Here is a 21,110-nt window from a genome sequence, read left to right as displayed (position 1 = left end):
TTCATTTCCACAAAACCCTGTGGGAGCGAGCTTGCTCGCGAAGACGGTGTATCAGTCACCATGGATATTGGATGTGATGGCCTCTTCGCGAGCAAGCCCGCTCCCACAGGGATTTATGTCGCTCACGGTTTGGCGTCTGTCTCGGGCAGCAATTGCACGCCCAGGTACAGCGCGAGCATGCCATCGAGGCGCAGCGGATCAACGCCGCTGAGTTCGGCAATGCGCTCCATGCGGTAACGCAAGCTGTTGCGGTGAATGCCCAACGCATCGGCACAGGCCTGGCTTTGGCCATCGTGTTCGCACCAGCTTCGTAACGTTGCCAACAGTTGGCCGTTGCTGTCCTTGGCGATGACTTTGCGCAGAGGCGTGAGCAACTCGTCCAGCGCATCGTCGTTGCGATGACGCCAGAGCATAACCGGCAATCGATAGCGGTTAAGTATCAGCAAACGGGTTTTCGGCAGCACATCGCGCCCATAGGCCAGCAAGTCACCGACCCGCCGATAGCAGCGGCGCAAGCCTTGCAAACCATCGGCCTGGCCCCCCACGGCGATGCGCAGAATATTCCAACCCAGGCCTTCGAGCTTCTCCAGCAAGCGCTCGTTCTCCACCGTTTGCGTGGTCGGCCGGCACCACAGCAACGACGACTTCGCGGAGCTCACGCACCAACTGTCGGGATAACGCAAGATCAGCCAGGCACTCAACGCCTCGGCGGTTTGCCCCGCGCCATGTTCCAGGCCCAACTCGAACAGATAAGGCGTGCGCGACAGCTGTGGCTTGAGGCCCATTTGCTGAGCTTCGTCGATCAGCCGCGGCGAATCCCCGGCCTCGCTGAGCAGCAACGCCAACAGGTCATCGCAACGCTGGCGACGCCATTGCTGCTCGGCCTGCTGGTTGCGCTGGCCGACCAGCATCTCGGCAGTCATGCGCACCAGTTCGGCATAGGTACGCAGTTGCTCGGGCTCACCGGTAATGCCCAACACGCCAATCAAACGCTGATCGAGCAGCAACGGCAGATTGATCCCCGGCTGCACACCTTTGAGGTGCACGGCGGTCTGCGCGTCGATTTCCACCACGCGCCCATTCGCCAGCACCAGTTGCGCACCTTCGTGCCGGGTGTTGATCCGCTCCGGCTCGCCACTGCCGAGGATCAGCCCCTGACTGTCCATGACATTGACGTTGTACGGCAGAATGGCCATCGCCCGGTCGACGATATCCTGCGCCAGGTCGTGATCGAGTTCGAACATGCGGCGTAATCCTTGAAAACGTGCGGCGATTGATTGTTCACCCGCACAGGCTGTTGGCGTAAACCCTGTGCTCAGGCACAAAGACATCCGCGTAGGGGTGACCGAGACTCTCCAGGCGATCAACGTTACCCTTGCCTCGCAAAAAATCATAATAAAGAGAGTCCCGCCATGTCACAGAGCGCCGCTGCCACCCTGGCCACCGATGACGACAAAAACGCCGTCTACAAGCGCGTTACCCTGCGCTTGATCCCCTTCATCTTTGTCTGCTACCTGTTCAACTACCTCGACCGGGTCAACGTTGGATTTGCCAAACTGCAGATGCTCGATGCGCTGAAATTCAGCGAAACCGTGTATGGCCTCGGGGCCGGGATCTTCTTCATCGGCTACGTGTTGTGTGGCGTACCGAGCAACCTGGCACTGAGCAGTTTCGGCCCACGGCGCTGGATCGCGCTGATGATGGTCACCTGGGGCATGCTGTCGACCTGCCTGCTGTTCGTCACCACGCCGACCGGGTTCTACACCTTGCGCCTGTTCACCGGTGCCGCCGAAGCCGGGTTCTTCCCGGGCGTGGTGCTGTACCTCTCGCAGTGGTTCCCGACCTTCCGCCGTGGTCGCATCATGGCGCTGTTCATGTCGGCGATTCCGGTCTCCGGCCTGCTCGGCAGCCCGTTCTCAGGCTGGATTCTCAACCACTTCGCCGCCGGCCAAGGTGGCCTCGCTGGCTGGCAGTGGATGTTCCTGCTGCAAGGCATTCCGACCATCACCCTCGGTGCGCTGGCGTTCTTCCTGCTCAGCGACAACTTCGCCAGCGCCAAATGGCTCAAGCCAGAAGAACGTGCCGTGCTCGAGGCGGATCAAGCCATCGATTGGGCCAGCAAACCGAAAACCGCCACCGATTCTCTGCTCGCGGTGTTCAAGAATCCGGCGATCTGGGCATTCGGGCTGATCTATTTCTGCATTCAAAGCGGTGTCTACGCGATCAACTTCTGGTTGCCGTCGATCATCAAGAACCTCGGTTTCGCCGATAACCTGGTGATCGGCTGGCTCAGTGCGATTCCGTACCTGCTGGCAGCCGTGTTCATGCTGATGGTGGGCCGCTCGGCGGACTTGCATAAAGAACGCCGCTGGCATTTGGTGGTACCGATGCTGATGGGCGCGATGGGTCTGCTGATCGCCGTGAACTTTGCGGCCAACCCGGCCATTGCAATTCTTGGCCTGACCATCGCCACCATGGGCGCCCTCACCGGTTTGCCGATGTTCTGGCCAGTGCCGACCGCCATGCTCAGCGCCGGCGCCGCTGCCGGTGGCCTGGCGTTGATCAACTCCATGGGGCAGATGGCCGGTTTCCTCAGCCCGTACCTTGTCGGTTGGGTCAAGGACAGCACCGGCTCGACCGATGCGGCGCTGTACCTGCTGGCGGGGGTGATTGTCGGTGGCAGCCTGTTGGCGCTGCGTATGACGCGCACGTTGCGCGCTTGATACCTGACAATCCCTGTGTGCGAGCCTGCTCGCGATAGCAGTTGATCGTTCCCACGCACGCGTGGGAACGCATCCAGTGACGCTCTGCGTCACAGCGGACGCAGAGCGCCCGGGGCGGCATTCCCACGCAGAGCGTGGGAACGATCATCAATCCCTGCGGGAGGGGTGTTCGATAATTCCGTTTGCCCCGTGCGGTTGTTCTGGTATTTGATTGAGCCTTTCCCACCGGTAAAAGGATTTCGCACATGACCTACCGCACACTGGGCCACTCCGGACTGCAAGTGTCCACCCTGACCCTCGGCACCATGATGTTCGGCGAGCAGACCAGCACCGAAGATTCGCTGCGGATCATCGAGAAGGCCTGGGATCAAGGCGTCAACTTCATCGACACGGCAGACGTATACACCGGCGGCCGCTCCGAGGAGATCGTCGGTGAAGCCATTGCCAGTCACCGCCATGAATGGGTGGTGGCTTCCAAGGTCGGTTTCGGTCCGGTCGACGGTGTGCCGAATCGCAGCGGGCTGAGCCGCAAGCACCTCTTCAATGGTATCGATGCCAGCCTGGCCCGCTTGGGCACCGACTATCTGGACATCTATTATCTGCACCGCGAAGACCACAACACGCCGCTGGAGGTCACGGTGTCGGCCATCGGCGACCTGATTCGCCAAGGCAAGATCCGTTACTGGGGCCTGTCCAACTACCGTGGCTGGCGTATCGCCGAAGTAATCCGTGTTGCCGAGAAGCTCGGCGTCGACAAGCCGGTGATCAGCCAACCGCTGTACAACATCGTCAACCGCCAGGCGGAAACCGAGCAAATCACCGCCGCCAACGCCTATGGCCTCGGCGTGGTGCCTTACAGCCCGTTGGCCCGTGGCGTGTTGAGCGGCAAGTACGCGCCGGACGTCACCCCGGACGTCAACAGCCGCGCCGGTCGTCAGGACAAGCGCATTCTGGAAACCGAATGGCGGGTCGAGTCGTTGCGCATTGCCCAGCAGATTCAGACGTACACCCAAGAGCGCGGCGTCGGCATCGTCGAGTTCGCGATCGCCTGGGTGCTGAACAACTCTGCCGTCAGCTCGGCCATCGTCGGTCCGCGCACCGAAGCCCAATGGGATGCCTACACCAAGGCCCTGGCGGTGAAGATCACCGCCGAAGACGAAGCCTTCATTGACTCGCTGGTGACGCCGGGGCACTCGTCGACGCCGGGGTTCAATGACGTGAGTCATTTTGTGTCGGGTCGTAAGCAGCGCAATACCTGAATCATTCCTATGTGGCGAGGGAGCTTGCTCCCGCTGGGCCGCAGGGCGGCCCCAAACCCAGGTATCGCGTTCTCACTGATGAACCGAGTTGCTTGGGTTGCGACAGCTGCGCAGCCGAGCGGGAGCAAGCTCCCTCGCCACAGGGTCAGCGTGCAGTCAGATGAACGATATTCTTTGAGCAATCCACGTTATCCTCTGCGCCCCTTGAATTACCGCCACGTCTCGCGAGGACAGTTTGTCTAAAGGTATTGCTCTATCGGTGACAGCCTCGGTGCTGTTCGCCGTCATGTATTTCTACACCTCGTTGCTGTCGCCCCTGAGCGGTGTGGAAATCTTCGGCTGGCGAATGCTGCTGACCGTGCCGTGCATGACCGTGTTCATGGTGGTTTCCGGCGAATGGCGGCGCGTGGTCGAGATCCTCCGCCGGGTGGGCAGCAAACCGGCATTGTTCGGTGGTCTGCTGGTTTCCTCGGCATTGCTCGGCGTGCAACTCTGGTTGTTCATGTGGGCGCCGCTGAACGGCCACAGCCTTGACGTTTCGCTGGGCTACTTCCTGTTGCCACTGACCATGGTGCTGACCGGGCGCATCGCCTATGGCGAACAGCTCTCGTACCTGCAAAAGGTCGCCGCGTTTTTCGCCACCCTCGGCGTGCTCAACGAGTTGTATCAGGTGGGCAGTTTTTCCTGGGCGACTCTCTTGGTGGCCATCGGTTACCCGACCTACTTCGTGCTGCGCCGGCGTCTGGCGTCGGACAACCTCGGTGGCTTGTGGCTAGACATGACGCTGATGCTGCCGGTGGCGTACGGGTTCGTGCACAGCGGTGAACAAGGCTTTGCAGTATTCGATCAACACCCGTGGTTGTCGCTGCTGATCCCGCTGCTCGGGGTGATCAGTGCTTCGGCGCTGGTGGTGTACATCATCGCCAGCCGCTTGCTGCCGTTCAGCCTGTTCGGGCTGCTGAGCTATGTCGAACCGGTGCTGTTGCTGGGGGTTGCATTGCTGCTGGGAGAAAGCATCAAGACGGGAGAATGGCTGACCTACATACCGATCTGGCTGGCGGTGCTGGTGCTGATGTTTGAAGGGTTCAAGCATTTGATGCGGCATCGCCGACCATAAGAGCAAAAGATCGCAGCCTTCGGCAGATCCTACGGGGTAAATGGATACCGGCGTAGGAGCTGCCGAAGGCTGCGATCTTTTGATCCAAAAAAAGCCCAGTCAGCAGCAATGCTGACCGGGCTTTTTCACATCTGGCGCAGATTACTCAGTCGAGAGCACGCCACGGCGAACCTGGTCACGCTCGATGGATTCGAACAGTGCCTTGAAGTTGCCTTCGCCGAAACCATCGTCGCCTTTACGCTGGATGAATTCGAAGAACACCGGGCCCATCAGGGTTTCCGAGAAGATTTGCAGCAACAGACGCTTGTCGCCCGCCTCGGACGAACCGTCCAGCAGAATCCCCCGCGCTTGCAGTTCGTTGACCGGCTCGCCGTGGTTCGGCAAACGGCCTTCGAGCATTTCGTAGTAGGTGTCTGGCGGCGCGGTCATGAAGCGCATGCCGATCTTTTTCAGGTGATCCCAGGTCTTGATCAGGTCATCGGAGAGGAAGGCAACGTGCTGGATACCCTCGCCGTTGAACTGCATCAGGAACTCTTCGATCTGCCCGGCGCCCTTGGACGATTCTTCGTTCAGCGGAATGCGGATCATGCCATCCGGGGCGGTCATGGCCTTGGAGGTCAGGCCGGTGTATTCGCCCTTGATGTCGAAGTAACGGATCTCGCGGAAGTTGAACAGCTTCTCGTAGAAGTTCGCCCAATACGCCATACGGCCGCGATACACGTTGTGGGTCAGGTGGTCGATGATCTTCAGGCCGGCCCCGACCGGGTGGCGGTCAACGCCTTCGATGAACACGAAATCGATGTCGTAGATCGAGCTGCCTTCGCCAAAGCGGTCGATCAGGTACAGCGGCGCGCCGCCGATGCCTTTGATCGCTGGCAGGTTCAGTTCCATCGGGCCGGTTTCGATATGGATCGGCTGGGCGCCGAGTTCCAGGGCACGCTTGTAGGCTTTTTGTGAATCCTTGACCCGGAACGCCATGCCGCACACCGATGGGCCGTGCTCAGCCGCAAAGTATGAGGCAACACTGTGAGGTTCGTTGTTGAGGATCAGGTTGATCGCGCCCTGGCGATACAGGTGCACGTCTTTGGAGCGGTGGGTCGCGACCTTGGTGAAGCCCATGATCTCGAAGATCGGCTCAAGGGTGTTCGGGGTCGGCGATGCGAGTTCGATGAACTCAAAGCCCATCAGGCCCATCGGGTTTTCGTATAAATCTGCCATGGTTGGCGCCTCATCATGATGCTTTTGGAATTAACGGAACGTTAGTTACAAGCACTGCTGAGAGCGGCGGGTGGCGCGCAGGAGATACCTCGCACACTGCGGGCGAGAAAATCACCGTAGATCAATTGGAACCCAAATATCTTCATTGTCGACCCAAGGCTCTTGCGGGCGAGGCTTCTGCTGCCAGAAGACGTTATTCTTATATGCGTAACCGGATTCTACACAGCGTAACAATGTTTGTCCGCCTTCTCTATAAAATCCCCCTTTTTGACGCAGGTGCAAGGGGTTTATTGCACAGGTAAATGCCCAGCAGAATCACCCCGCCTCCCAGGTACATCGCCCCACTCAACTGCTCGTCCAGCAACAGCGCGCCAAGTATCACCGCCGTCAGCGGATTCAGGGCGATGAACACCCCCGAACGGGTAGCGCCGATTTTAAGAATACCGTCGTAGTACCAAATGTAGGCCAGCGCCGAGCCGAGTACCCCCAGATAAAACAGACTCAACAGCTGCGTCAGCTGCAAATCGCCAAGGACCTCAAGACTCACTTCACCGCGCACGGCGCTGGTCGTGCACAACATCAATGTGCCCAGCACAATCGAGTAGGTCACGGTATGCAGCGGGCCCAACGCCTGGTTCAGACCTTTGGAAAACAATGAGTAGATGCCCCAACCCAACACGCAACCGAAAATCAGCAGATCACCGATCCAGCTGTTCGTGGCGCCGCCATCAAACACAGGCTGGTTGCGACTGACAATGACCACCCCTGCCCCAGCGATGCAGATCGCGATGCCTGCAATTTTGGCTCGACTCAAGCGCTCCTTGAACAGCAGCCACGACGCCAACCCGATGACGGCCGGATTCAACGCTACGATTAGCGATGCACGAGAGGCGTTGATGTAGTGCAAGCCGTAAAAGAAACACAGGTTGTAAAAGAAGATCCCGAAAAAACCCAATACCCCCAACTGCAACCACTGCCTGAAGGTCGGACGCATCAAAGGGATGCGCGCCAGAACCATAAACAACAGCAAGGCCAGGCTCGCCAGCAGAAAACGCAGGCTCGCCGTAAATAACGGACTGAGTGAGTCGGCGAGAAACCGCCCGGCAACGAAGGTCCCACCCCAGATCATGGTGACAGTGGCGAGTTTCAGGTAGACCGGAACATCTAAATCACGGGAGCCACTTTGGACAAGGCTTTTCATAAATCTCCACGCTAAGAAGGACGTTAGATAACGTATTCTTTGCGTAATGCCTGATCATCGTAAAATGAGTAAATACTCATGACCCTGACCCAACTCGAGATTTTTTCGCTGGTGGCCGAGCTGCACGGTTTCACCAGTGCGGCCAACCGCCTGGGCATCACCCAGTCGGCGGTGTCCCATGCCATTAAGTCGCTGGAGCAGGAACTTGGTGTCGAGTTGCTCAGACGGCATCAGGCCCACATCGAACTCAGCGATATCGGTCAACAATTGCTGTTGCGCGCCCGCGCGATGCTCGGGCTGGCCAGCACTCTACGCCAGGAAGCAGCGGATGCTCGCGGAATGAAACGTGGCACGCTGCGTATCGGTTCATTCGGACCGACCTCGTCGATCAAACTGCTGCCGAAGATTTTGCAGCACTACCGCGCGGCGTATCCCGAAATCGAAATCCACGTTGACGAAGGTCCGGACCGGCAAGTGCTGCAATGGCTTGAAGAGCGGCGTATCGACATCGGTTTTGTGGTATTGCCCGAGGAACGCTTTGATACTTTTGCGCTGGTGGAAGACCAGATGGTCGCGCTGATACCGGCTACTCATGAACTCGCCCGACGCGACAGCCTGAGCTTGAGTGATCTGTGTCACGACCCGTTCATTCTCACTGAAGCAGGCTCTTCGGAGCTGGTTTCGCACCTGTTCAGCGCTGCCCGGCTGACCCCGGACATTCGCTATCGCAGCTCGCAATTGCTCAGCACACTGGAAACCGTCAGCCGTGGCGATGCCTTGACGCTGGTCGCCGAACTTTCGCTGCCGAACGCGGAACAACCGCGCTACGTGAAAAGGCCCCTTAAACCACCGGTCAAACGTCAGGTTGGCCTGGCGGTGCTTGACCAGCGTCAGTCATCACCGGCGACCCTGTCGTTTATCAAGTTGGCCGTGAGTCTGAACTACCGTTGAAAAGCACAAAGCCTGTGCGCCATCTATCATGGCCCTTGTCTGTACTCTTTTTGAGAGGCAAGCCGTCGTCCTGCCTGCATTTGAGAGCCCTACTCTTCTGAGAGCCCTACTCCGACGCCGCAGGTTCCACACATGCCCTTGACCTTCAAAGCCCGCCGCACGCCACGGACTCGCAACCTCATCACGTTGTTGATCGGCTTGGTGCCGGTGGTGCTGGGCTTCGTCATTCTGCACATGCAAGCCGAACGGGTGCTGGAGCACAGCACCTACCAAACGGCTGAAGAAGCGGTGCGGCAATTCGATTTGATGCTCGATGACACCGCGCTGGCGGCACAAGAACTGCTGCCGCTGGCCGGACAGCCTTGCGCCGATGTCAAACTGGCCCTGCGCGAACAAGTCACGCGCCGGCCCTTCGTGCGTTCGACCAATCTTGTGTGGGACAACAACATATATTGCAGTTCACTATTTGGCGACTATCAGGCAGCGGTTGATCCTGGCGAGTACACACAAGGCAAGTTGTGGTTGATGAACGGCAACCCGGTCACACCCAATACCGCGGTGCTGGTGTATCGCCTCAGCGAAGGCAAGCAAGGCGCCCTGACCGCCCTTGACGGCTATCACCTGAGCAACGTCCTGCGGCTGATTGGTCGCCAGACTCTACTGTTACTGCAAGTCGGCCCCCACTGGTTATCTACCGATGGCCAGGTCCACGAGGGCGCCCTGTCTGTATTGCCGGTAGCCCGAAGCAACCTTGCGTCTTCGCGGTATGCCTTTGAAGTAGAGGCCGGTTTTCCCGAGGGCGAAGTCTGGCGCTACATGAAAAGCGAATACCCGCCGCTGTTCAGCCTGCTGATCTTCTTTGGGGTGATTGCCGGGGCCATTGGTCATTGGCTGCAGAAGCGCTCCTCATCACAGACTCATGAACTGCAACGGGCACTGGAAGCCAATGAGTTCATTCCTTACTTCCAGCCTGTGGTTCACGGTGACAGCAAAGAGTGGGCAGGCGTCGAGGTCCTGATGCGCTGGCAACACCCAAAAGAAGGCCTGGTGCGTCCGGACCTGTTCATTCCATTCGCCGAGCATTCCGGATTGATCGTGCCAATGACCCGCTCGTTGATGCGCCAGACTGCCGCGTTGCTCGCCCCGCATGCGCCTGTGTTCCATGAGCGCTTTCACATCGGCATCAACATCACCGCCAGCCACTGCCGTGACCTTGCGCTGGTAGACGATTGCCGCGAGTTTCTCGCCTCCTTCCCGCCCGGCAAGGTTGCACTGGTTCTGGAGCTGACCGAGCGCGAGCTGATCGAACCCAACGCCATCACCCTTCAATTGTTCGAACAGTTACATGCGTTGGGGGTGATGATTGCGATCGATGATTTTGGCACGGGGCATTCTAGCCTGGGCTATTTGCGCCAGTTCAATGTGGACTTTCTGAAAATAGATCAGAGCTTTGTGGCGATGATCGGTGTTGATGCCTTGTCCCGTCACATACTCGACAGCATCATCGAACTCTCGGCCAAGCTGGACCTTGGTATCGTTGCCGAAGGTGTCGAAACCCTCGAACAGAGTGATTATCTTGCCCGTCACGGGGTGAACTTCCTGCAAGGCTACCTATTTGGACGACCGATGCCGGGCGCCGATTTCATTATTGCGTTGAACAGCCATTAATTAGCCACTTTGCGCGTTCCATGGACATCCTCAACAAAAGGATCCACGCCGCAAATTGCATCAAACAGCAACGTGCGTTACATCATGAAAAAGACGTGATTTACTCTGAGCGAATTAACTACTACAATTTTTCTTGCCTGCACAAGATTGACAGGTGAGCCATTAACACCGAGTCGCTACAAGGCTCTTGGCTTATAGCTTTGTTGGCGGTTGGTATCAGCCAAACACACTATTGGAGTAAAGATATTGTCCAGACTCGCTGAATTTCGTGCCGCTGAAAAGGCCCTTCAAGAACAGCTCGCGCAGCTGGAATCGCTGAAGAACGACGCCGGGCTCAAGAAAGAAATCGAATTCGAAGAAAAGCTCCAGGGGCTGATGAAAACCTACGGCAAGAGCTTGCGCGACATCATCGCCATTCTCGACCCGAACCCAAAATCCGGCCTGCTGCAGGCCGCCGCACCTAAAACTCGCCGCGCCCGCGTGGTCAAGGTTTATCAAAACCCGCACACCGGTGAACTGATTGAAACCAAGGGCGGCAATCACCGTGGCCTGAAAGCCTGGAAGGAACAATATGGTGCAAGCACCGTTGACTCCTGGCTGCGCACTTAAGCTTTCCTGCGCCCCCCAAAAGCCCTGCCTGTGCAGGGCTTTTTTATGCTCACCTATACTTAATGCAACGATGATCGTCGATCTAGTTGGAAACGCCGGCCAAATACCATGGGCATCCGGTACAACTTTCTGCTTAATCCCTTTGGGTATTAAACAATACCCTTCGGCACGGCTAACGTGCAGACATCGCGCACTACTAAAGTCTCAAACTGTTTCGCGCACTGCGTATTTCATCCTGACTTGCGGCATAAGCCTCGGCTTGGCCTGCGTAGGAAAAAACATAGGCCTTATCAGCATCTAGCGCTGCGACTAATGTTTGCGACAACACATGTCGTCCATTCTGGGTGACCGTACAGGTGGTTTCCAGCGCTTGCAGCCTGCTCAATGTAGCGGGATGAATTTTGTTGCAAACACTTTGATAGCCGCCCTGAAAAAAATCCTTTTGCACGGACTTGCGCATTTCCAGCAGCACACCTTGCAAATTGACTTCATGCCCAGGCTCAACCTGGCTCATGGTCAACTCCATGACCAGGACCGGATCACCGTTTGCGTCGTTTTTCACCGCCCGCTGCCTTGAAACCCTGGGCGGTGTTTGAGTTGTCGCCTCCTCTTGTGGCAATACTTGCACTGCCCAGCCGCTGGGCCAGGTAATCTCGGGAAGCACAGTCTCGGCGCGGGCAACAGCCGAAAACAGGCAGGTCAAAACAAGCAGGTAGCGATACGATCGAAACATTGCACTCAACACTGACGGGGCGAACGTTAAAGTCTGAGCCCCACCACGCCGCCAGGCAATAGCTGAAGGTTTTGCTTTGGTGCAATACACCGCCTTGCGTATTATTGGCGTACTGCAAGCAAGCCTCATCAACTGCAAGCCAAGGGACAGCTCTTGTCTTGAGCGCCGTTTGCCCCACTTATTTTCCGGAGGGCCCATGAGCCTGCACGAACTGAACACCTTCCCCGGCGTTACCGCCCAACCTGACACCGCCACGCAGCAATTCGTCTTCAACCACACCATGTTGCGGGTCAAGGACATCACCAAGTCGCTGGATTTCTACACGCGCATCCTCGGCTTTACGCTGGTGGAAAAGCGCGATTTCCCGGAAGCCGAGTTCAGCCTGTATTTCCTGGCGCTGGTCGATAAGAACCAGATCCCGGCCGACGCCGCTGCACGCACCCAGTGGATGAAATCGATTCCCGGTATTCTTGAGCTGACTCACAACCACGGCACCGAAAACGATGCGGATTTCGCCTACCACAATGGCAACACCGACCCTCGCGGCTTCGGTCATATCTGCATCTCGGTGCCAGACATTCGTGCTGCTTGCGAGCGCTTCGAAGCCCTGGGCTGCGATTTCCAGAAACGCCTGAACGACGGCCGCATGAAGAGCCTGGCCTTCATCAAGGACCCGGATGCGTACTGGGTTGAGATCATTCAGCCGGCACCGCTGTAAAAAATCACCGACACTGATCGTTCCCACGCTCTGCGTGGTAATGCCTCCTGTGACGCTCTGCGTCACGCTTTTTGGGACGCGGAGCGTCCCGGGCTGCATTCCCACGCAGTGTGGGAACGATCATGCGCAAGACACAAAAAACCCCATGATCACTCATGGGGTTTTGTGCTTTCAGCGTTGGCGTTTATGCAGGCGCAGAGGTGCGAATCAGGTGATCGAAGGCACTCAGCGATGCCTTGGCACCCTCGCCTACCGCAATCACGATTTGCTTGTACGGCACGGTCGTTACATCGCCGGCGGCGAACACACCCGGTATCGAGGTCTCGCCACGGTTATCGACGATGATCTCGCCGCGCGGCGACAGCTCGACGGTGCCCTTGAGCCAATCGGTGTTAGGCAGCAAACCGATCTGCACGAAGATCCCTTCCAGCTCGATGCTCAGCGCTTCGCCTGACTGACGATCCTTGTAACGCAAGCCGTTGACCTTCTGCCCATCGCCGGTCACTTCAGTGGTTTGTGCACTGGTGATCACGGTCACGTTCGGCAGGCTGTGCAACTTGCGCTGCAACACCGCATCGGCACGCAACTGCACATCGAACTCCAGCAACGTGACATGGGCGACAATACCCGCCAGGTCGATGGCCGCTTCGACCCCCGAGTTACCACCACCAATCACCGCAACGCGCTTGCCTTTGAACAGCGGGCCGTCGCAGTGCGGGCAGTACGCCACGCCCTTGTTGCGATATTGCTGTTCGCCCGGGACGTTCATTTCACGCCAGCGAGCACCGGTCGCGAGGATCACGGTCCTGGCTTTCAGTGAAGCGCCGCTGGCGAACTGGATCTGGTGCAGCTCGCCGTTTTTGCCCGGCAGCAGTTTGTCGGCGCGTTGCAGGTTCATGATGTCGACGTCGTATTGCTTGACGTGTTCTTCCAGCGCGACGGCGAGCTTCGGCCCTTCGGTCTCCTGTACCGAGATGAAGTTCTCGATCGCCATGGTGTCCAGCACCTGACCACCAAAACGCTCGGCTGCAACGCCGGTACGAATGCCTTTACGGGCGGCGTAGATTGCTGCCGAAGCACCGGCTGGCCCACCACCGACGACCAGTACGTCAAAGGCGTCTTTGGCGCTGATCTTCTCGGCCTGACGCTCGATGGCGCTGGTATCGATCTTGGCGATGATTTCTTCCAGGCCCATGCGTCCCTGACCAAAGTTCACGCCGTTCAGGTAAACGCTTGGTACGGCCATGATCTGACGATCATTGACCTCGTCCTGGAACAACGCGCCGTCGATGGCAACGTGACGGATGTTCGGGTTCAGCACCGCCATCAGGTTCAGCGCCTGGACCACGTCCGGGCAGTTCTGGCACGACAGCGAAAAGTAGGTCTCGAAGTTGAACTCGCCTTTGAGCGAGCGGATCTGTTCGAGCACCTCGATACTGGCCTTCGAAGGGTGACCGCCGACTTGCAGCAAGGCCAGCACCAGCGAAGTGAATTCGTGGCCCATGGGGATACCGGCGAAACGCAGGTTGATATCGCTTCCCGGGCGGTTCAACGAGAACGACGGCTTGCGCGCATCGGTACCGTTGTCGAGCAAGGTAATCTGCTGGGAAAGACTGGCAATGTCTTTGAGTAACGCGAGCATTTCCTGGGATTTCGCACCGTCGTCGAGGGAGGCGACGATCTCGATCGGCTGGGTGACCCGTTCCAGGTATGACTTCAACTGAGCTTTAAGATTGGCATCCAACATACGGGCGATTTCCATGCTTTATACGGTAGAAAAAACAACGCCCGAGCGAATCTCGCCCGGGCGTTTTTGAGGGCGGTGCGGCTTACGTGTTTAAGAGCTCATCGCCCTCAATCGACTCACAGACTCAGATCTTGCCGACCAGGTCCAGGGACGGAGCCAGGGTGGCCTCGCCTTCTTTCCACTTGGCTGGGCAGACTTCGCCCGGGTGAGCGGCAACATACTGGGCAGCCTTGATTTTGCGCAGCAGCTCGGAAGCGTCACGACCAACGCCGCCATCGTTCAGCTCGACGATTTTGATCCGGCCTTCAGGGTTGATCACGAAGGTGCCACGGTCTGCCAGGCCGACTTCTTCGATCAGTACGTCGAAGTTGCGGGAGATCACGTGGGTCGGATCACCAATCATGGTGTACTTGATTTTTTCGATCGCAGGCGAAGTGTTGTGCCATGCGGCGTGGGCAAAGTGGGTGTCGGTCGACACGCTGTAGATTTCTACGCCCAGCTTCTGGAACGCATCGTAGTTGTCAGCCAGGTCTTCCAGCTCGGTTGGGCAAACGAAGGTGAAGTCGGCCGGGTAGAAGAACACTACAGACCATTTGCCTTTCAGATCGGCGTCCGACACTTCGACGAATGCGCCGTTTTTGAATGCGGTAGCGTTGAACGGTTTTACTTGGCTGTTGATGATAGGCATCGTTGACTCTCCGTCAGGGTTGAAAAGTTGATGAGGTGAATCCTACCCAGTCGATCGTCTGATGGCTCATTGGCAAACCTGATGCCGCTAATTGGTTTTCGCTATTAACCAGCACTATTAATAGAAGAAAACCGTATTTATCTGGCAACAGGCTGGCGTCCGCCACAAAGGCGGAGCCAGACACCGCTGTAGAGACACCGAAGGACGATTAGCCCGCCACCGGCGTGCGCATGGTGACGAATTCTTCGGCAGCAGTAGGATGCACGCCAATGGTTTCGTCGAAATCGCGCTTGGTGGCGCCAGCCTTCAAGGCAATCGCCAGGCCCTGAACGATCTCGCCCGCTTCCGGGCCGACCATGTGGCAACCCAAAACCTTGTCGGTCTTGGCGTCCACCACCAATTTCATCAATGTGCGCTCCTGGCACTCGGTCATGGTCAGCTTCATCGGCCGGAAACGGCTTTCGAAAATCTGCACCTCATAACCTTCTTCCCTCGCCTGCTCTTCACTCAGGCCAACGGTGCCGATGTTCGGCAAGCTGAATACCGCCGTGGGAATCATCTTGTAGTCGACCAGACGATACTGCTCAGGCTTGAACAGCCGACGCGCCACCGCCATGCCTTCAGCCAGGGCTACCGGTGTCAGCTGCACGCGACCGATCACATCACCAATCGCCAGAATCGATGGCTCAGCGGTTTGATACAGCTCGTCGACTTCGACAAAGCCTTTCTTGTCGAGCGTGACCTTGGTGTTCTCCAACCCCAGGTTGTCGACCATTGGACGACGCCCCGTGGCGTAGAACACGCAGTCCGCCTGCAACTCGCGACCATCCTTGAGGGTCACGTTCAAACTGCCATCAGCCTGCTTTTCGATGCGCTCGATGTCGGCATTGAATTGCAGGTTCATCCCGCGCTTGGTCAGTTCCTCCTGCAAATGCTTACGCACCGAGCCGTCGAAGCCACGCAGGAACAGCTCACCGCGATACAGCAAGGTGGTTTCGGCGCCCAGCCCGTGGAAAATCCCGGCGAACTCTACGGCGATATAGCCGCCACCGACCACTAGAACGCGCTTGGGCAGCTCTTTGAGGAAAAACGCCTGGTTTGAGCTGATGGCGTGCTCATGCCCCGGAATCTCGGGGATCTGCGGCCAGCCGCCGGTGGCAATCAGAATATGCTTGGCGGTATGGCGCTCGCCGTTGATCTCGACTTCATGCGGGCCAACGATTTTGGCGTGGCCTTCATGCAAGGTTACGCCGCTGCCGACCAGCAGATTGCGGTAGATACCGTTCAGCCGATTGATCTCGCGATCCTTGTTGGCGATCAGCGTTGCCCAATCGAAATTCGCCTCGCCCAACGACCAGCCAAAGCCCTGCGACTGCTCGAAGTCTTCGGCAAAATGCGCCCCGTAAACCAACAACTTCTTCGGCACGCAGCCAACGTTGACGCAAGTCCCGCCCAGATAGCGGCTCTCGGCCACTGCCACTTTCGCGCCGAAACCTGCTGCGAAACGTGCTGCTCGTACACCGCCGGAACCGGCGCCAATCACATAAAGGTCAAAATCGTAGGCCATTTTCAATCTCCTCGGCAGGCCACAAGCATACCCGCTGCAGCTTTCTCGGTCAGCGCTGCGAATGACATGGGGCCGGAAAACGAAAAAGCCACCCGAAGGTGGCTTTTCAGAACAAAACAGCGAAGCGCTTTTAGTAAGCCTTGCCGGTCTTGTAGAAGTGTTCGAAGCAGAAGTTGGTCGCTTCGATGTAGCCTTCAGCGCCACCGCAGTCGAAACGCGTGCCTTTGAACTTGTAGGCAATCACGCAACCGTCTTGCGCCTGTTTCATCAGGGCGTCGGTGATCTGGATCTCGCCGCCTTTGCCTGGCTCGGTTTCTTCGATCAGCTTGAAGATGTCCGGGGTCAGGATGTAACGACCGATGATCGCCAGGTTGGATGGAGCATCTTCCGGCTTTGGCTTCTCGACCATGTTGCGGACACGGTACAGGTCATCACCGATCAAGTCGCCAGCGATCACGCCATATTTGTGGGTTTCCTGCGGGTCGACTTCCTGGATCGCGACGATGGTGCAACGGTACTGTTTGTACAGTTTGACCATCTGGGTCAGTACGCCGTCGCCGTCCAGGTTGACGCACAAGTCGTCCGCCAGCACGACCGCGAACGGTTCGTCACCGATCAATGGACGGCCGGTCAGAATCGCATGACCCAGGCCTTTCATTTCGGTTTGACGGGTGTAGGAGAACGAGCACTCGTCGAGCAGTTTACGGATGCCGACCAGATACTTCTCTTTGTCAGTACCCTTGATCTGGTTTTCCAGCTCGTAGCTGATGTCGAAGTGGTCTTCCAGGGCGCGTTTGCCACGACCGGTCACGATGGAGATTTCTGTCAAACCAGCGTCCAGCGCTTCTTCAACGCCGTACTGGATCAGTGGCTTGTTCACCACCGGCAGCATTTCTTTAGGCATGGCTTTAGTCGCTGGCAGGAAGCGAGTACCGTAACCGGCTGCTGGGAACAAGCATTTCTTGATCATAAAAGTCCTTAAAAGGGCTGTGTGTACGAGTTTCGGCGCAGTCTAATCAGCCGGCGAGCACCTTACAATGCCCCACACTGGCTAACCGATGCCATCATAGAGAAATATTCCGGCGGATAGTTCCGCAACGACGCAGATTAGCCTCCAAGCCAAGGCGTACGGAACAACGCAAAGACTTCACTTTAGACCAGTGAACGCGCCGGGGCACGTTTCCAGTTATCATTGCGCGATTGAACCAGCCAACGAGGCAGATAGATGTCGGCAGCAAAAAGCGTAAACGGTTACCTGATCAATCAAGCCAAAGATCGCCAGTGGTGGGTCGACAGCGTCAGCGGCGAAAACATCGCCGGGCCTTTCCCCACGGAAGCGTTGGCGATTGAAGTCGCCTCGGTGCTGCAAGACACCCCGCCTGCACCCAAGCGGCGCGGCGCCAAACCTGAGTAACACCGCCCTCGAAAGAGCCCTGCTAACGCGCAGGGCTTTTTTGTGTTTGTCTGTACCGAAATGGTTGTTCGCTATAGCATCCGGCTTCAGGGCGACTCGCGCCCCTTACACACTGTTCACTCGATGACGACCCAAACATGAAAAAATATCTGGCTCTGATTGCGGTGCTGGCCTTGAGCGGTTGCGCTACTGCATCCAAAACCTATCTGAATAACGGCGAGCAAGGCCTGTCGATCGACTGCTCGGGTGAAGCCAACTCCTGGGCCAAATGTTATCAAATGGCTGACGATTCCTGCGCTGGAACCGGCTATCGGATCATTGGCACCGATGGCACGCCAGCCACCAAGGAAAGCGACAAGACCCTGGGCGTCGACGTTGGCAACTACAAGAGCCGCAGCGTCGTAGTGGTGTGCAAGTAACCGGCAAGACGCTATGGCCGCTACATGTGAATTTCGGCGAATTTGATCCCGAGCCCTCGTACTGTCTCGATCAAATCATCCAGCCGACTAAATGATTCGACCTCGTCGTTTTCATCCACCAGGAAATAGCTGCGCCCTGCACTTTTCTTGAAGAACACAATCCACTCCCCGGAGTTTGCCGGGTTTTGAATCACATGCGTCGCAGAGATGTGCCCCTCTGCATGCCGCTCTCTTACTTGCTCTCGCTTCATTGACCACTCCAGAAATGACAGTGCCGCCCAAGCCCGAGGCTGGACGGCACTCCTGCTGATTGACGACAGTTTATCGGACGATACGGTCAATCAGCCAATTTCAAATTCAGCGAGCGAGAGGGAATCGCCGAAAAAACTATGAGCCAGAAATGCATTTGTTGGCCGCATCCTGCACATCTCCAGGCCGAATTGGCACATTGGACATGCTTTCGTGGAGCTTGATGCTACTTCCGCCGGATCGCTCTTCGATGTCAAACACCGCAGACGGACTCGCAGACAGTTTTCCTGCAACAATGACCCGGACACCATCCTTGTTGTAGGGCTCCATTTGCACAGCCCCTCGGGTACTGGCCAAATGTTTGGCCACACAGTCGGCGTACGCTTGAGGTTTTTTCCCCGAGATCACATTCATGGTCGGCAGCGTCTGACTAATGTCCGAGACAGTCGCGCAACCACTCATCGCCAACGCCAGTACCAAAACACCCCGCTTCATACGAATCCTCCCTTAAAGACCCTCCGACAGCGCAAATACTGTTTTTCTCCGGAGACCGCTGCTTTATCACCCATAAAAACCCGAATAGCTGTTTTTAATTGTCAAAGCGCCTCGCGGTAGCCCAATAATAAACCGTTCGGGCTGATAAACTGCGCCATCGCCCATGCTATCGTTTTGATTTTGTAGAAAAAGCCCTTCTGGAGGCGCCCCCATGAAATTTATCCACCAGCGCGAGCACCTCAATGAAGATGACATCGTCGTCATTCAATGCTCCCAAATGTGCAACATCCGCTTGATGAACGACGCCAATTTTCGCAGCTTCAAGAACGGCGGCCGCCACACTTACCACGGCGGCGCGTTTGACACCTTCCCTGCGAAAATCACCGCGCCAAGCACCGGCTTCTGGAACATCACCATCGACACGGTCAACCGCCGGCCGATCAGCGTGACCCGCAAACCGACCCTGACCCACTCGATCAAAATCATCCGCCGGTCCAGCTCGAAACTCAGCTGAAACCCCGGCCCGCACTGCGACAGACAGGTACGACCGTGGCCCAAACGACCAAGTACGTCATCAAATACAAACTCAACGAAGAACGCCGCTTCGATTTCGCCCAGCTTGAAACCGGCACCGAAGAAGAAGCCAAAGCCGCACTCGCAGCAATTCACGGCGACTTGTCCGGGATCAGCGATATAAAGGTCAGCAAAGCGCTGTAACCCCTGGCACAACCACTCCGGAGTTCGACCGCAAGCACCGGAGTGTCGCCCACCTTCGTACTCCCCAGACTGGCACACCTCAACCTTGAGTTCAGGAGCCGGACATGTCCATTTCTTTGCCGCACAACACCTCGGTAGCGCGTTATATCGACGGTGTCCGTGCAATAGGCGAACAGCCTCTGATCTCGCGTATCAATGCACTGGATTGGCCTTCCCTGGAGCAAGACCTCGACCGGGACGGCTGCGCGACAATCAAAGGACTGCTCAGCCCTGAACACTGTGCAGACCTCAGCGCGCTCTACGCTCAGCCTGCACTTTTCCGCTCGCACGTGATAATGGCCCGACATGGTTTCGGGCGTGGCGAATACAAGTATTTCAGATACCCGCTGCCGGATATCGTTGCTTGCCTGCGCGGCACGCTCTACCCAAGGCTTGTCCCGCTGGCCAATCGCTGGAGTGAACGGATGGGCTTGCCCGGCCGCTTTCCCTCGGAGCACGCCGCCTTCCTGCAACGTTGTCATGACGCGGGACAGGAGCGCCCTACGCCACTGTTGCTGCAATATGGTCCGCAGGACTACAACTGTTTACACCAGGATCTGTATGGCGAGCACGTGTTCCCACTGCAAGTGGCGATTCTGCTGTCCGCTCCCGGCGAAGATTTTACCGGCGGCGAATTCGTGCTCACCGAGCAGCGGCCACGGATGCAATCACGGCCCATGGTGATGAGCCTGGAAAAAGGCGATGCGCTGATTTTTGCCGTGCATCAGCGCCCGGTCAAAGGTGTTCGCGGCGATTACCGGGTGAACCTGCGCCACGGTGTCAGTCGCCTGCACAGCGGCAAACGGCATACCCTTGGAGTGATCTTTCACGATGCGCAGTAAAGCGATGCCTCCAATCACCTTCGAGCTGTTTGCCGATGAAGACCGGCAACCGGCCAGAACCGAGCAAATCGGCGAACAGTCTTTCGTTCTCCGAGGTTTCGCCCTGCCCTGGGTGGTGCAATTGCTGCCGGCGCTGGAGAAGATTCTACTGGCCGCACCGTTTCGGCAGATGGTCACCCCTGGCGGTTTCACCATGTCCGTCGGCTTGAGCAGTTGTGGCACGCTGGGCTGGACCACCGATCGCAGCGGCTATCGCTACACTCGCATCGATCCCGTCAGCGGCCAGCCCTGGCCGGCGATGCCCGAGGTCTTTCGGGAACTGGCACAGGCCGCCGCACGAGCAGCCGGTTTCCATCACTTTGAGCCCGATGCCTGCCTGATCAACCGATACCTGCCGGGCGCCAAGATGTCGTTGCATCAGGACAAGGATGAACGGTCCTACGATCCGCCGATTGTTTCGGTGTCCCTCGGGCTGCCGGCGATGTTCCTGTTCGGGGGCTTTGAGCGTAGCGACAAAAGCCAGCGAGTGCCGCTGTTTCACGGTGACATCGTGGTCTGGGGCGGCGTGGATCGCTTGCGTTATCACGGCGTGCTGCCGCTCAAGGAGGGTCATCACCCACGACTGGGCGGACAGCGGATCAACTTCACGTTCCGCACGGCGGGATGACATCCCGAATTTGACCGCAAGCGCCGGAGTGTCCTCAGCGCCCACACTCGCTAGGCTCCGTACGAATGA

The 21,110-nt window shown here is 57.6% G+C and carries 23 protein-coding genes; 13 read left to right on the top strand and 10 right to left on the bottom strand.

What is annotated here, in order from left to right:
- Positions 1-122: 122 nt before the first annotated feature.
- Positions 123-1,244 carry a sugar diacid recognition domain-containing protein gene (locus KRR23_RS05930; RefSeq protein WP_216741732.1) on the bottom strand — a complete coding sequence of 374 codons (1,122 nt, stop codon included), beginning with the start codon at positions 1,242-1,244 and terminating at the stop codon, positions 123-125.
- Positions 1,245-1,412: 168 nt separating this feature from the next.
- Between KRR23_RS05930 and KRR23_RS05925 the strand changes: the two genes are divergently transcribed.
- The 3 genes from KRR23_RS05925 to rarD all read left to right on the top strand — a co-directional run bounded on the left by KRR23_RS05925 (position 1,413) and on the right by rarD (position 5,099).
- A complete protein-coding gene (locus KRR23_RS05925) occupies positions 1,413-2,723 on the top strand; it encodes an MFS transporter (RefSeq protein WP_216741731.1) in 1,311 nt (436 codons plus the stop codon).
- 245 nt (positions 2,724-2,968) lie between these two features.
- Positions 2,969-3,982 carry an aldo/keto reductase gene (locus KRR23_RS05920; RefSeq protein ID WP_216741730.1) on the top strand — a complete coding sequence of 338 codons (1,014 nt, stop codon included), beginning with the start codon at positions 2,969-2,971 and terminating at the stop codon, positions 3,980-3,982.
- Between the two features lie 235 nt (positions 3,983-4,217).
- Entirely contained in the window at positions 4,218-5,099 is an 882-nt protein-coding gene (gene rarD / locus KRR23_RS05915) for an EamA family transporter RarD (protein WP_216741729.1), read from the top strand.
- Between the two features lie 141 nt (positions 5,100-5,240).
- On the opposite strand, the gene hppD is transcribed toward rarD, so the two are convergent.
- Together hppD and KRR23_RS05905 are read right to left on the bottom strand one after the other, a co-directional pair.
- Entirely contained in the window at positions 5,241-6,317 is a 1,077-nt protein-coding gene (hppD, locus tag KRR23_RS05910; protein ID WP_216741728.1) for a 4-hydroxyphenylpyruvate dioxygenase, read from the bottom strand.
- A 250-nt stretch (positions 6,318-6,567) separates the two neighbouring features.
- On the bottom strand, positions 6,568-7,518 hold the full coding sequence (locus KRR23_RS05905; protein WP_216741727.1) for a DMT family transporter: 951 nt from the start codon (positions 7,516-7,518) through the stop codon (positions 6,568-6,570).
- A gap of 78 nt (positions 7,519-7,596) precedes the next feature.
- On the opposite strand from KRR23_RS05905, the gene KRR23_RS05900 reads away from it, so the two are divergent.
- The 3 genes from KRR23_RS05900 (at position 7,597) to KRR23_RS05890 (ending at position 10,746) form a co-directional block, all read left to right on the top strand.
- On the top strand, positions 7,597-8,469 hold the full coding sequence (locus KRR23_RS05900; RefSeq protein ID WP_216741726.1) for a LysR family transcriptional regulator: 873 nt from the start codon (positions 7,597-7,599) through the stop codon (positions 8,467-8,469).
- A 132-nt stretch (positions 8,470-8,601) separates the two neighbouring features.
- Positions 8,602-10,137 (top strand): EAL domain-containing protein, encoded by a 1,536-nt coding sequence (locus KRR23_RS05895; RefSeq protein ID WP_216741725.1) that lies wholly within the window; start codon positions 8,602-8,604, stop codon positions 10,135-10,137.
- A 246-nt stretch (positions 10,138-10,383) separates the two neighbouring features.
- Complete coding sequence (locus KRR23_RS05890) at positions 10,384-10,746, top strand: histone-like nucleoid-structuring protein, MvaT/MvaU family (protein WP_216741724.1); 363 nt, start codon at positions 10,384-10,386, stop codon at positions 10,744-10,746.
- Positions 10,747-10,942: 196 nt separating this feature from the next.
- On the opposite strand, the gene KRR23_RS05885 is transcribed toward KRR23_RS05890, so the two are convergent.
- On the bottom strand, positions 10,943-11,479 hold the full coding sequence (locus KRR23_RS05885; protein WP_216741723.1) for a DUF4946 domain-containing protein: 537 nt from the start codon (positions 11,477-11,479) through the stop codon (positions 10,943-10,945).
- Positions 11,480-11,675: 196 nt separating this feature from the next.
- Between KRR23_RS05885 and gloA the strand changes: the two genes are divergently transcribed.
- Positions 11,676-12,197, top strand: a complete 522-nt coding sequence (gloA, locus tag KRR23_RS05880; RefSeq protein ID WP_103316383.1) for a lactoylglutathione lyase — start codon at positions 11,676-11,678, stop codon at positions 12,195-12,197.
- A 184-nt stretch (positions 12,198-12,381) separates the two neighbouring features.
- Here gloA and ahpF read toward each other — a convergent pair whose 3' ends face one another.
- The 4 genes from ahpF to galU form a co-directional block, all read right to left on the bottom strand.
- The gene (ahpF, locus tag KRR23_RS05875; protein WP_216741722.1) at positions 12,382-13,944 is read right to left on the bottom strand and encodes an alkyl hydroperoxide reductase subunit F; all 1,563 of its coding nucleotides are present in this window, start codon (positions 13,942-13,944) and stop codon (positions 12,382-12,384) included.
- Positions 13,945-14,068: 124 nt separating this feature from the next.
- Positions 14,069-14,632 (bottom strand): alkyl hydroperoxide reductase subunit C, encoded by a 564-nt coding sequence (ahpC, locus tag KRR23_RS05870; RefSeq protein ID WP_216741721.1) that lies wholly within the window; start codon positions 14,630-14,632, stop codon positions 14,069-14,071.
- Positions 14,633-14,840: 208 nt separating this feature from the next.
- The gene (gene gorA / locus KRR23_RS05865; protein ID WP_054597723.1) at positions 14,841-16,199 is read right to left on the bottom strand and encodes a glutathione-disulfide reductase; all 1,359 of its coding nucleotides are present in this window, start codon (positions 16,197-16,199) and stop codon (positions 14,841-14,843) included.
- Positions 16,200-16,329: 130 nt separating this feature from the next.
- Complete coding sequence (gene galU / locus KRR23_RS05860) at positions 16,330-17,169, bottom strand: UTP--glucose-1-phosphate uridylyltransferase GalU (protein ID WP_019690034.1); 840 nt, start codon at positions 17,167-17,169, stop codon at positions 16,330-16,332.
- Positions 17,170-17,424: 255 nt separating this feature from the next.
- Between galU and KRR23_RS05855 the strand changes: the two genes are divergently transcribed.
- Together KRR23_RS05855 and KRR23_RS05850 are read left to right on the top strand one after the other, a co-directional pair.
- On the top strand, positions 17,425-17,613 hold the full coding sequence (locus KRR23_RS05855; RefSeq protein ID WP_054597725.1) for a hypothetical protein: 189 nt from the start codon (positions 17,425-17,427) through the stop codon (positions 17,611-17,613).
- Positions 17,614-17,750: 137 nt separating this feature from the next.
- On the top strand, positions 17,751-18,032 hold the full coding sequence (locus KRR23_RS05850; protein ID WP_054597726.1) for a hypothetical protein: 282 nt from the start codon (positions 17,751-17,753) through the stop codon (positions 18,030-18,032).
- Between the two features lie 20 nt (positions 18,033-18,052).
- Here the strand turns inward: KRR23_RS05850 and KRR23_RS05845 are convergent, their stop codons facing one another.
- Both KRR23_RS05845 and KRR23_RS05840 read right to left on the bottom strand, forming a co-directional pair.
- Complete coding sequence (locus KRR23_RS05845; protein WP_054597727.1) at positions 18,053-18,283, bottom strand: hypothetical protein; 231 nt, start codon at positions 18,281-18,283, stop codon at positions 18,053-18,055.
- A gap of 136 nt (positions 18,284-18,419) precedes the next feature.
- Positions 18,420-18,776 (bottom strand): hypothetical protein, encoded by a 357-nt coding sequence (locus KRR23_RS05840; RefSeq protein ID WP_216741720.1) that lies wholly within the window; start codon positions 18,774-18,776, stop codon positions 18,420-18,422.
- Positions 18,777-18,987: 211 nt separating this feature from the next.
- On the opposite strand from KRR23_RS05840, the gene KRR23_RS05835 reads away from it, so the two are divergent.
- From KRR23_RS05835 to alkB, 4 genes are all read left to right on the top strand, one after another.
- Positions 18,988-19,290 (top strand): DUF1883 domain-containing protein, encoded by a 303-nt coding sequence (locus KRR23_RS05835; RefSeq protein WP_019690029.1) that lies wholly within the window; start codon positions 18,988-18,990, stop codon positions 19,288-19,290.
- A gap of 35 nt (positions 19,291-19,325) precedes the next feature.
- Positions 19,326-19,493 (top strand): hypothetical protein, encoded by a 168-nt coding sequence (locus KRR23_RS05830; protein ID WP_216741719.1) that lies wholly within the window; start codon positions 19,326-19,328, stop codon positions 19,491-19,493.
- Between the two features lie 104 nt (positions 19,494-19,597).
- Positions 19,598-20,374: a 2OG-Fe(II) oxygenase gene (locus tag KRR23_RS05825; protein ID WP_253911937.1), complete on the top strand. Its 777-nt coding sequence runs from the start codon at positions 19,598-19,600 to the stop codon at positions 20,372-20,374.
- Positions 20,364-21,041: a DNA oxidative demethylase AlkB gene (gene alkB / locus KRR23_RS05820; RefSeq protein WP_216741718.1), complete on the top strand. Its 678-nt coding sequence runs from the start codon at positions 20,364-20,366 to the stop codon at positions 21,039-21,041. Before KRR23_RS05825 ends, alkB begins: the two co-directional genes overlap by 11 nt.
- The last annotated feature ends 69 nt before the right edge of the window (positions 21,042-21,110 follow it).

Source organism: Pseudomonas sp. CVAP#3, assembly GCF_018986375.1.
GTDB classification, from domain to species: Bacteria; Pseudomonadota; Gammaproteobacteria; order Pseudomonadales; family Pseudomonadaceae; genus Aquipseudomonas; species Aquipseudomonas helvetica.
Note: the sequence above shows the minus strand (reverse complement) of the source record. Positions and strands in the feature narration are given on the sequence as shown.

Excerpts from the sequence above, each read along its gene's own strand:
- KRR23_RS05930 (WP_216741732.1), bottom strand. The coding sequence starts at position 1,244 with ATGTTCGAACTCGATCACGACCTGGCGCAGGATATCGTCGACCGGGCG.
- KRR23_RS05925 (WP_216741731.1), top strand. The coding sequence starts at position 1,413 with ATGTCACAGAGCGCCGCTGCCACCCTGGCCACCGATGACGACAAAAAC.
- KRR23_RS05920 (WP_216741730.1), top strand. The coding sequence starts at position 2,969 with ATGACCTACCGCACACTGGGCCACTCCGGACTGCAAGTGTCCACCCTG.
- hppD (WP_216741728.1), bottom strand. The coding sequence starts at position 6,317 with ATGGCAGATTTATACGAAAACCCGATGGGCCTGATGGGCTTTGAGTTC.
- KRR23_RS05905 (WP_216741727.1), bottom strand. The coding sequence starts at position 7,518 with ATGAAAAGCCTTGTCCAAAGTGGCTCCCGTGATTTAGATGTTCCGGTC.
- KRR23_RS05900 (WP_216741726.1), top strand. The coding sequence starts at position 7,597 with ATGACCCTGACCCAACTCGAGATTTTTTCGCTGGTGGCCGAGCTGCAC.
- KRR23_RS05895 (WP_216741725.1), top strand. The coding sequence starts at position 8,602 with ATGCCCTTGACCTTCAAAGCCCGCCGCACGCCACGGACTCGCAACCTC.
- KRR23_RS05885 (WP_216741723.1), bottom strand. The coding sequence starts at position 11,479 with ATGTTTCGATCGTATCGCTACCTGCTTGTTTTGACCTGCCTGTTTTCG.
- gloA (WP_103316383.1), top strand. The coding sequence starts at position 11,676 with ATGAGCCTGCACGAACTGAACACCTTCCCCGGCGTTACCGCCCAACCT.
- ahpF (WP_216741722.1), bottom strand. The coding sequence starts at position 13,944 with ATGTTGGATGCCAATCTTAAAGCTCAGTTGAAGTCATACCTGGAACGG.
- ahpC (WP_216741721.1), bottom strand. The coding sequence starts at position 14,632 with ATGCCTATCATCAACAGCCAAGTAAAACCGTTCAACGCTACCGCATTC.
- gorA (WP_054597723.1), bottom strand. The coding sequence starts at position 16,199 with ATGGCCTACGATTTTGACCTTTATGTGATTGGCGCCGGTTCCGGCGGT.
- galU (WP_019690034.1), bottom strand. The coding sequence starts at position 17,169 with ATGATCAAGAAATGCTTGTTCCCAGCAGCCGGTTACGGTACTCGCTTC.
- KRR23_RS05855 (WP_054597725.1), top strand. The coding sequence starts at position 17,425 with ATGTCGGCAGCAAAAAGCGTAAACGGTTACCTGATCAATCAAGCCAAA.
- KRR23_RS05850 (WP_054597726.1), top strand. The coding sequence starts at position 17,751 with ATGAAAAAATATCTGGCTCTGATTGCGGTGCTGGCCTTGAGCGGTTGC.
- KRR23_RS05845 (WP_054597727.1), bottom strand. The coding sequence starts at position 18,283 with ATGAAGCGAGAGCAAGTAAGAGAGCGGCATGCAGAGGGGCACATCTCT.
- KRR23_RS05840 (WP_216741720.1), bottom strand. The coding sequence starts at position 18,776 with ATGAAGCGGGGTGTTTTGGTACTGGCGTTGGCGATGAGTGGTTGCGCG.
- KRR23_RS05835 (WP_019690029.1), top strand. The coding sequence starts at position 18,988 with ATGAAATTTATCCACCAGCGCGAGCACCTCAATGAAGATGACATCGTC.
- KRR23_RS05825 (WP_253911937.1), top strand. The coding sequence starts at position 19,598 with ATGTCCATTTCTTTGCCGCACAACACCTCGGTAGCGCGTTATATCGAC.
- alkB (WP_216741718.1), top strand. The coding sequence starts at position 20,364 with ATGCGCAGTAAAGCGATGCCTCCAATCACCTTCGAGCTGTTTGCCGAT.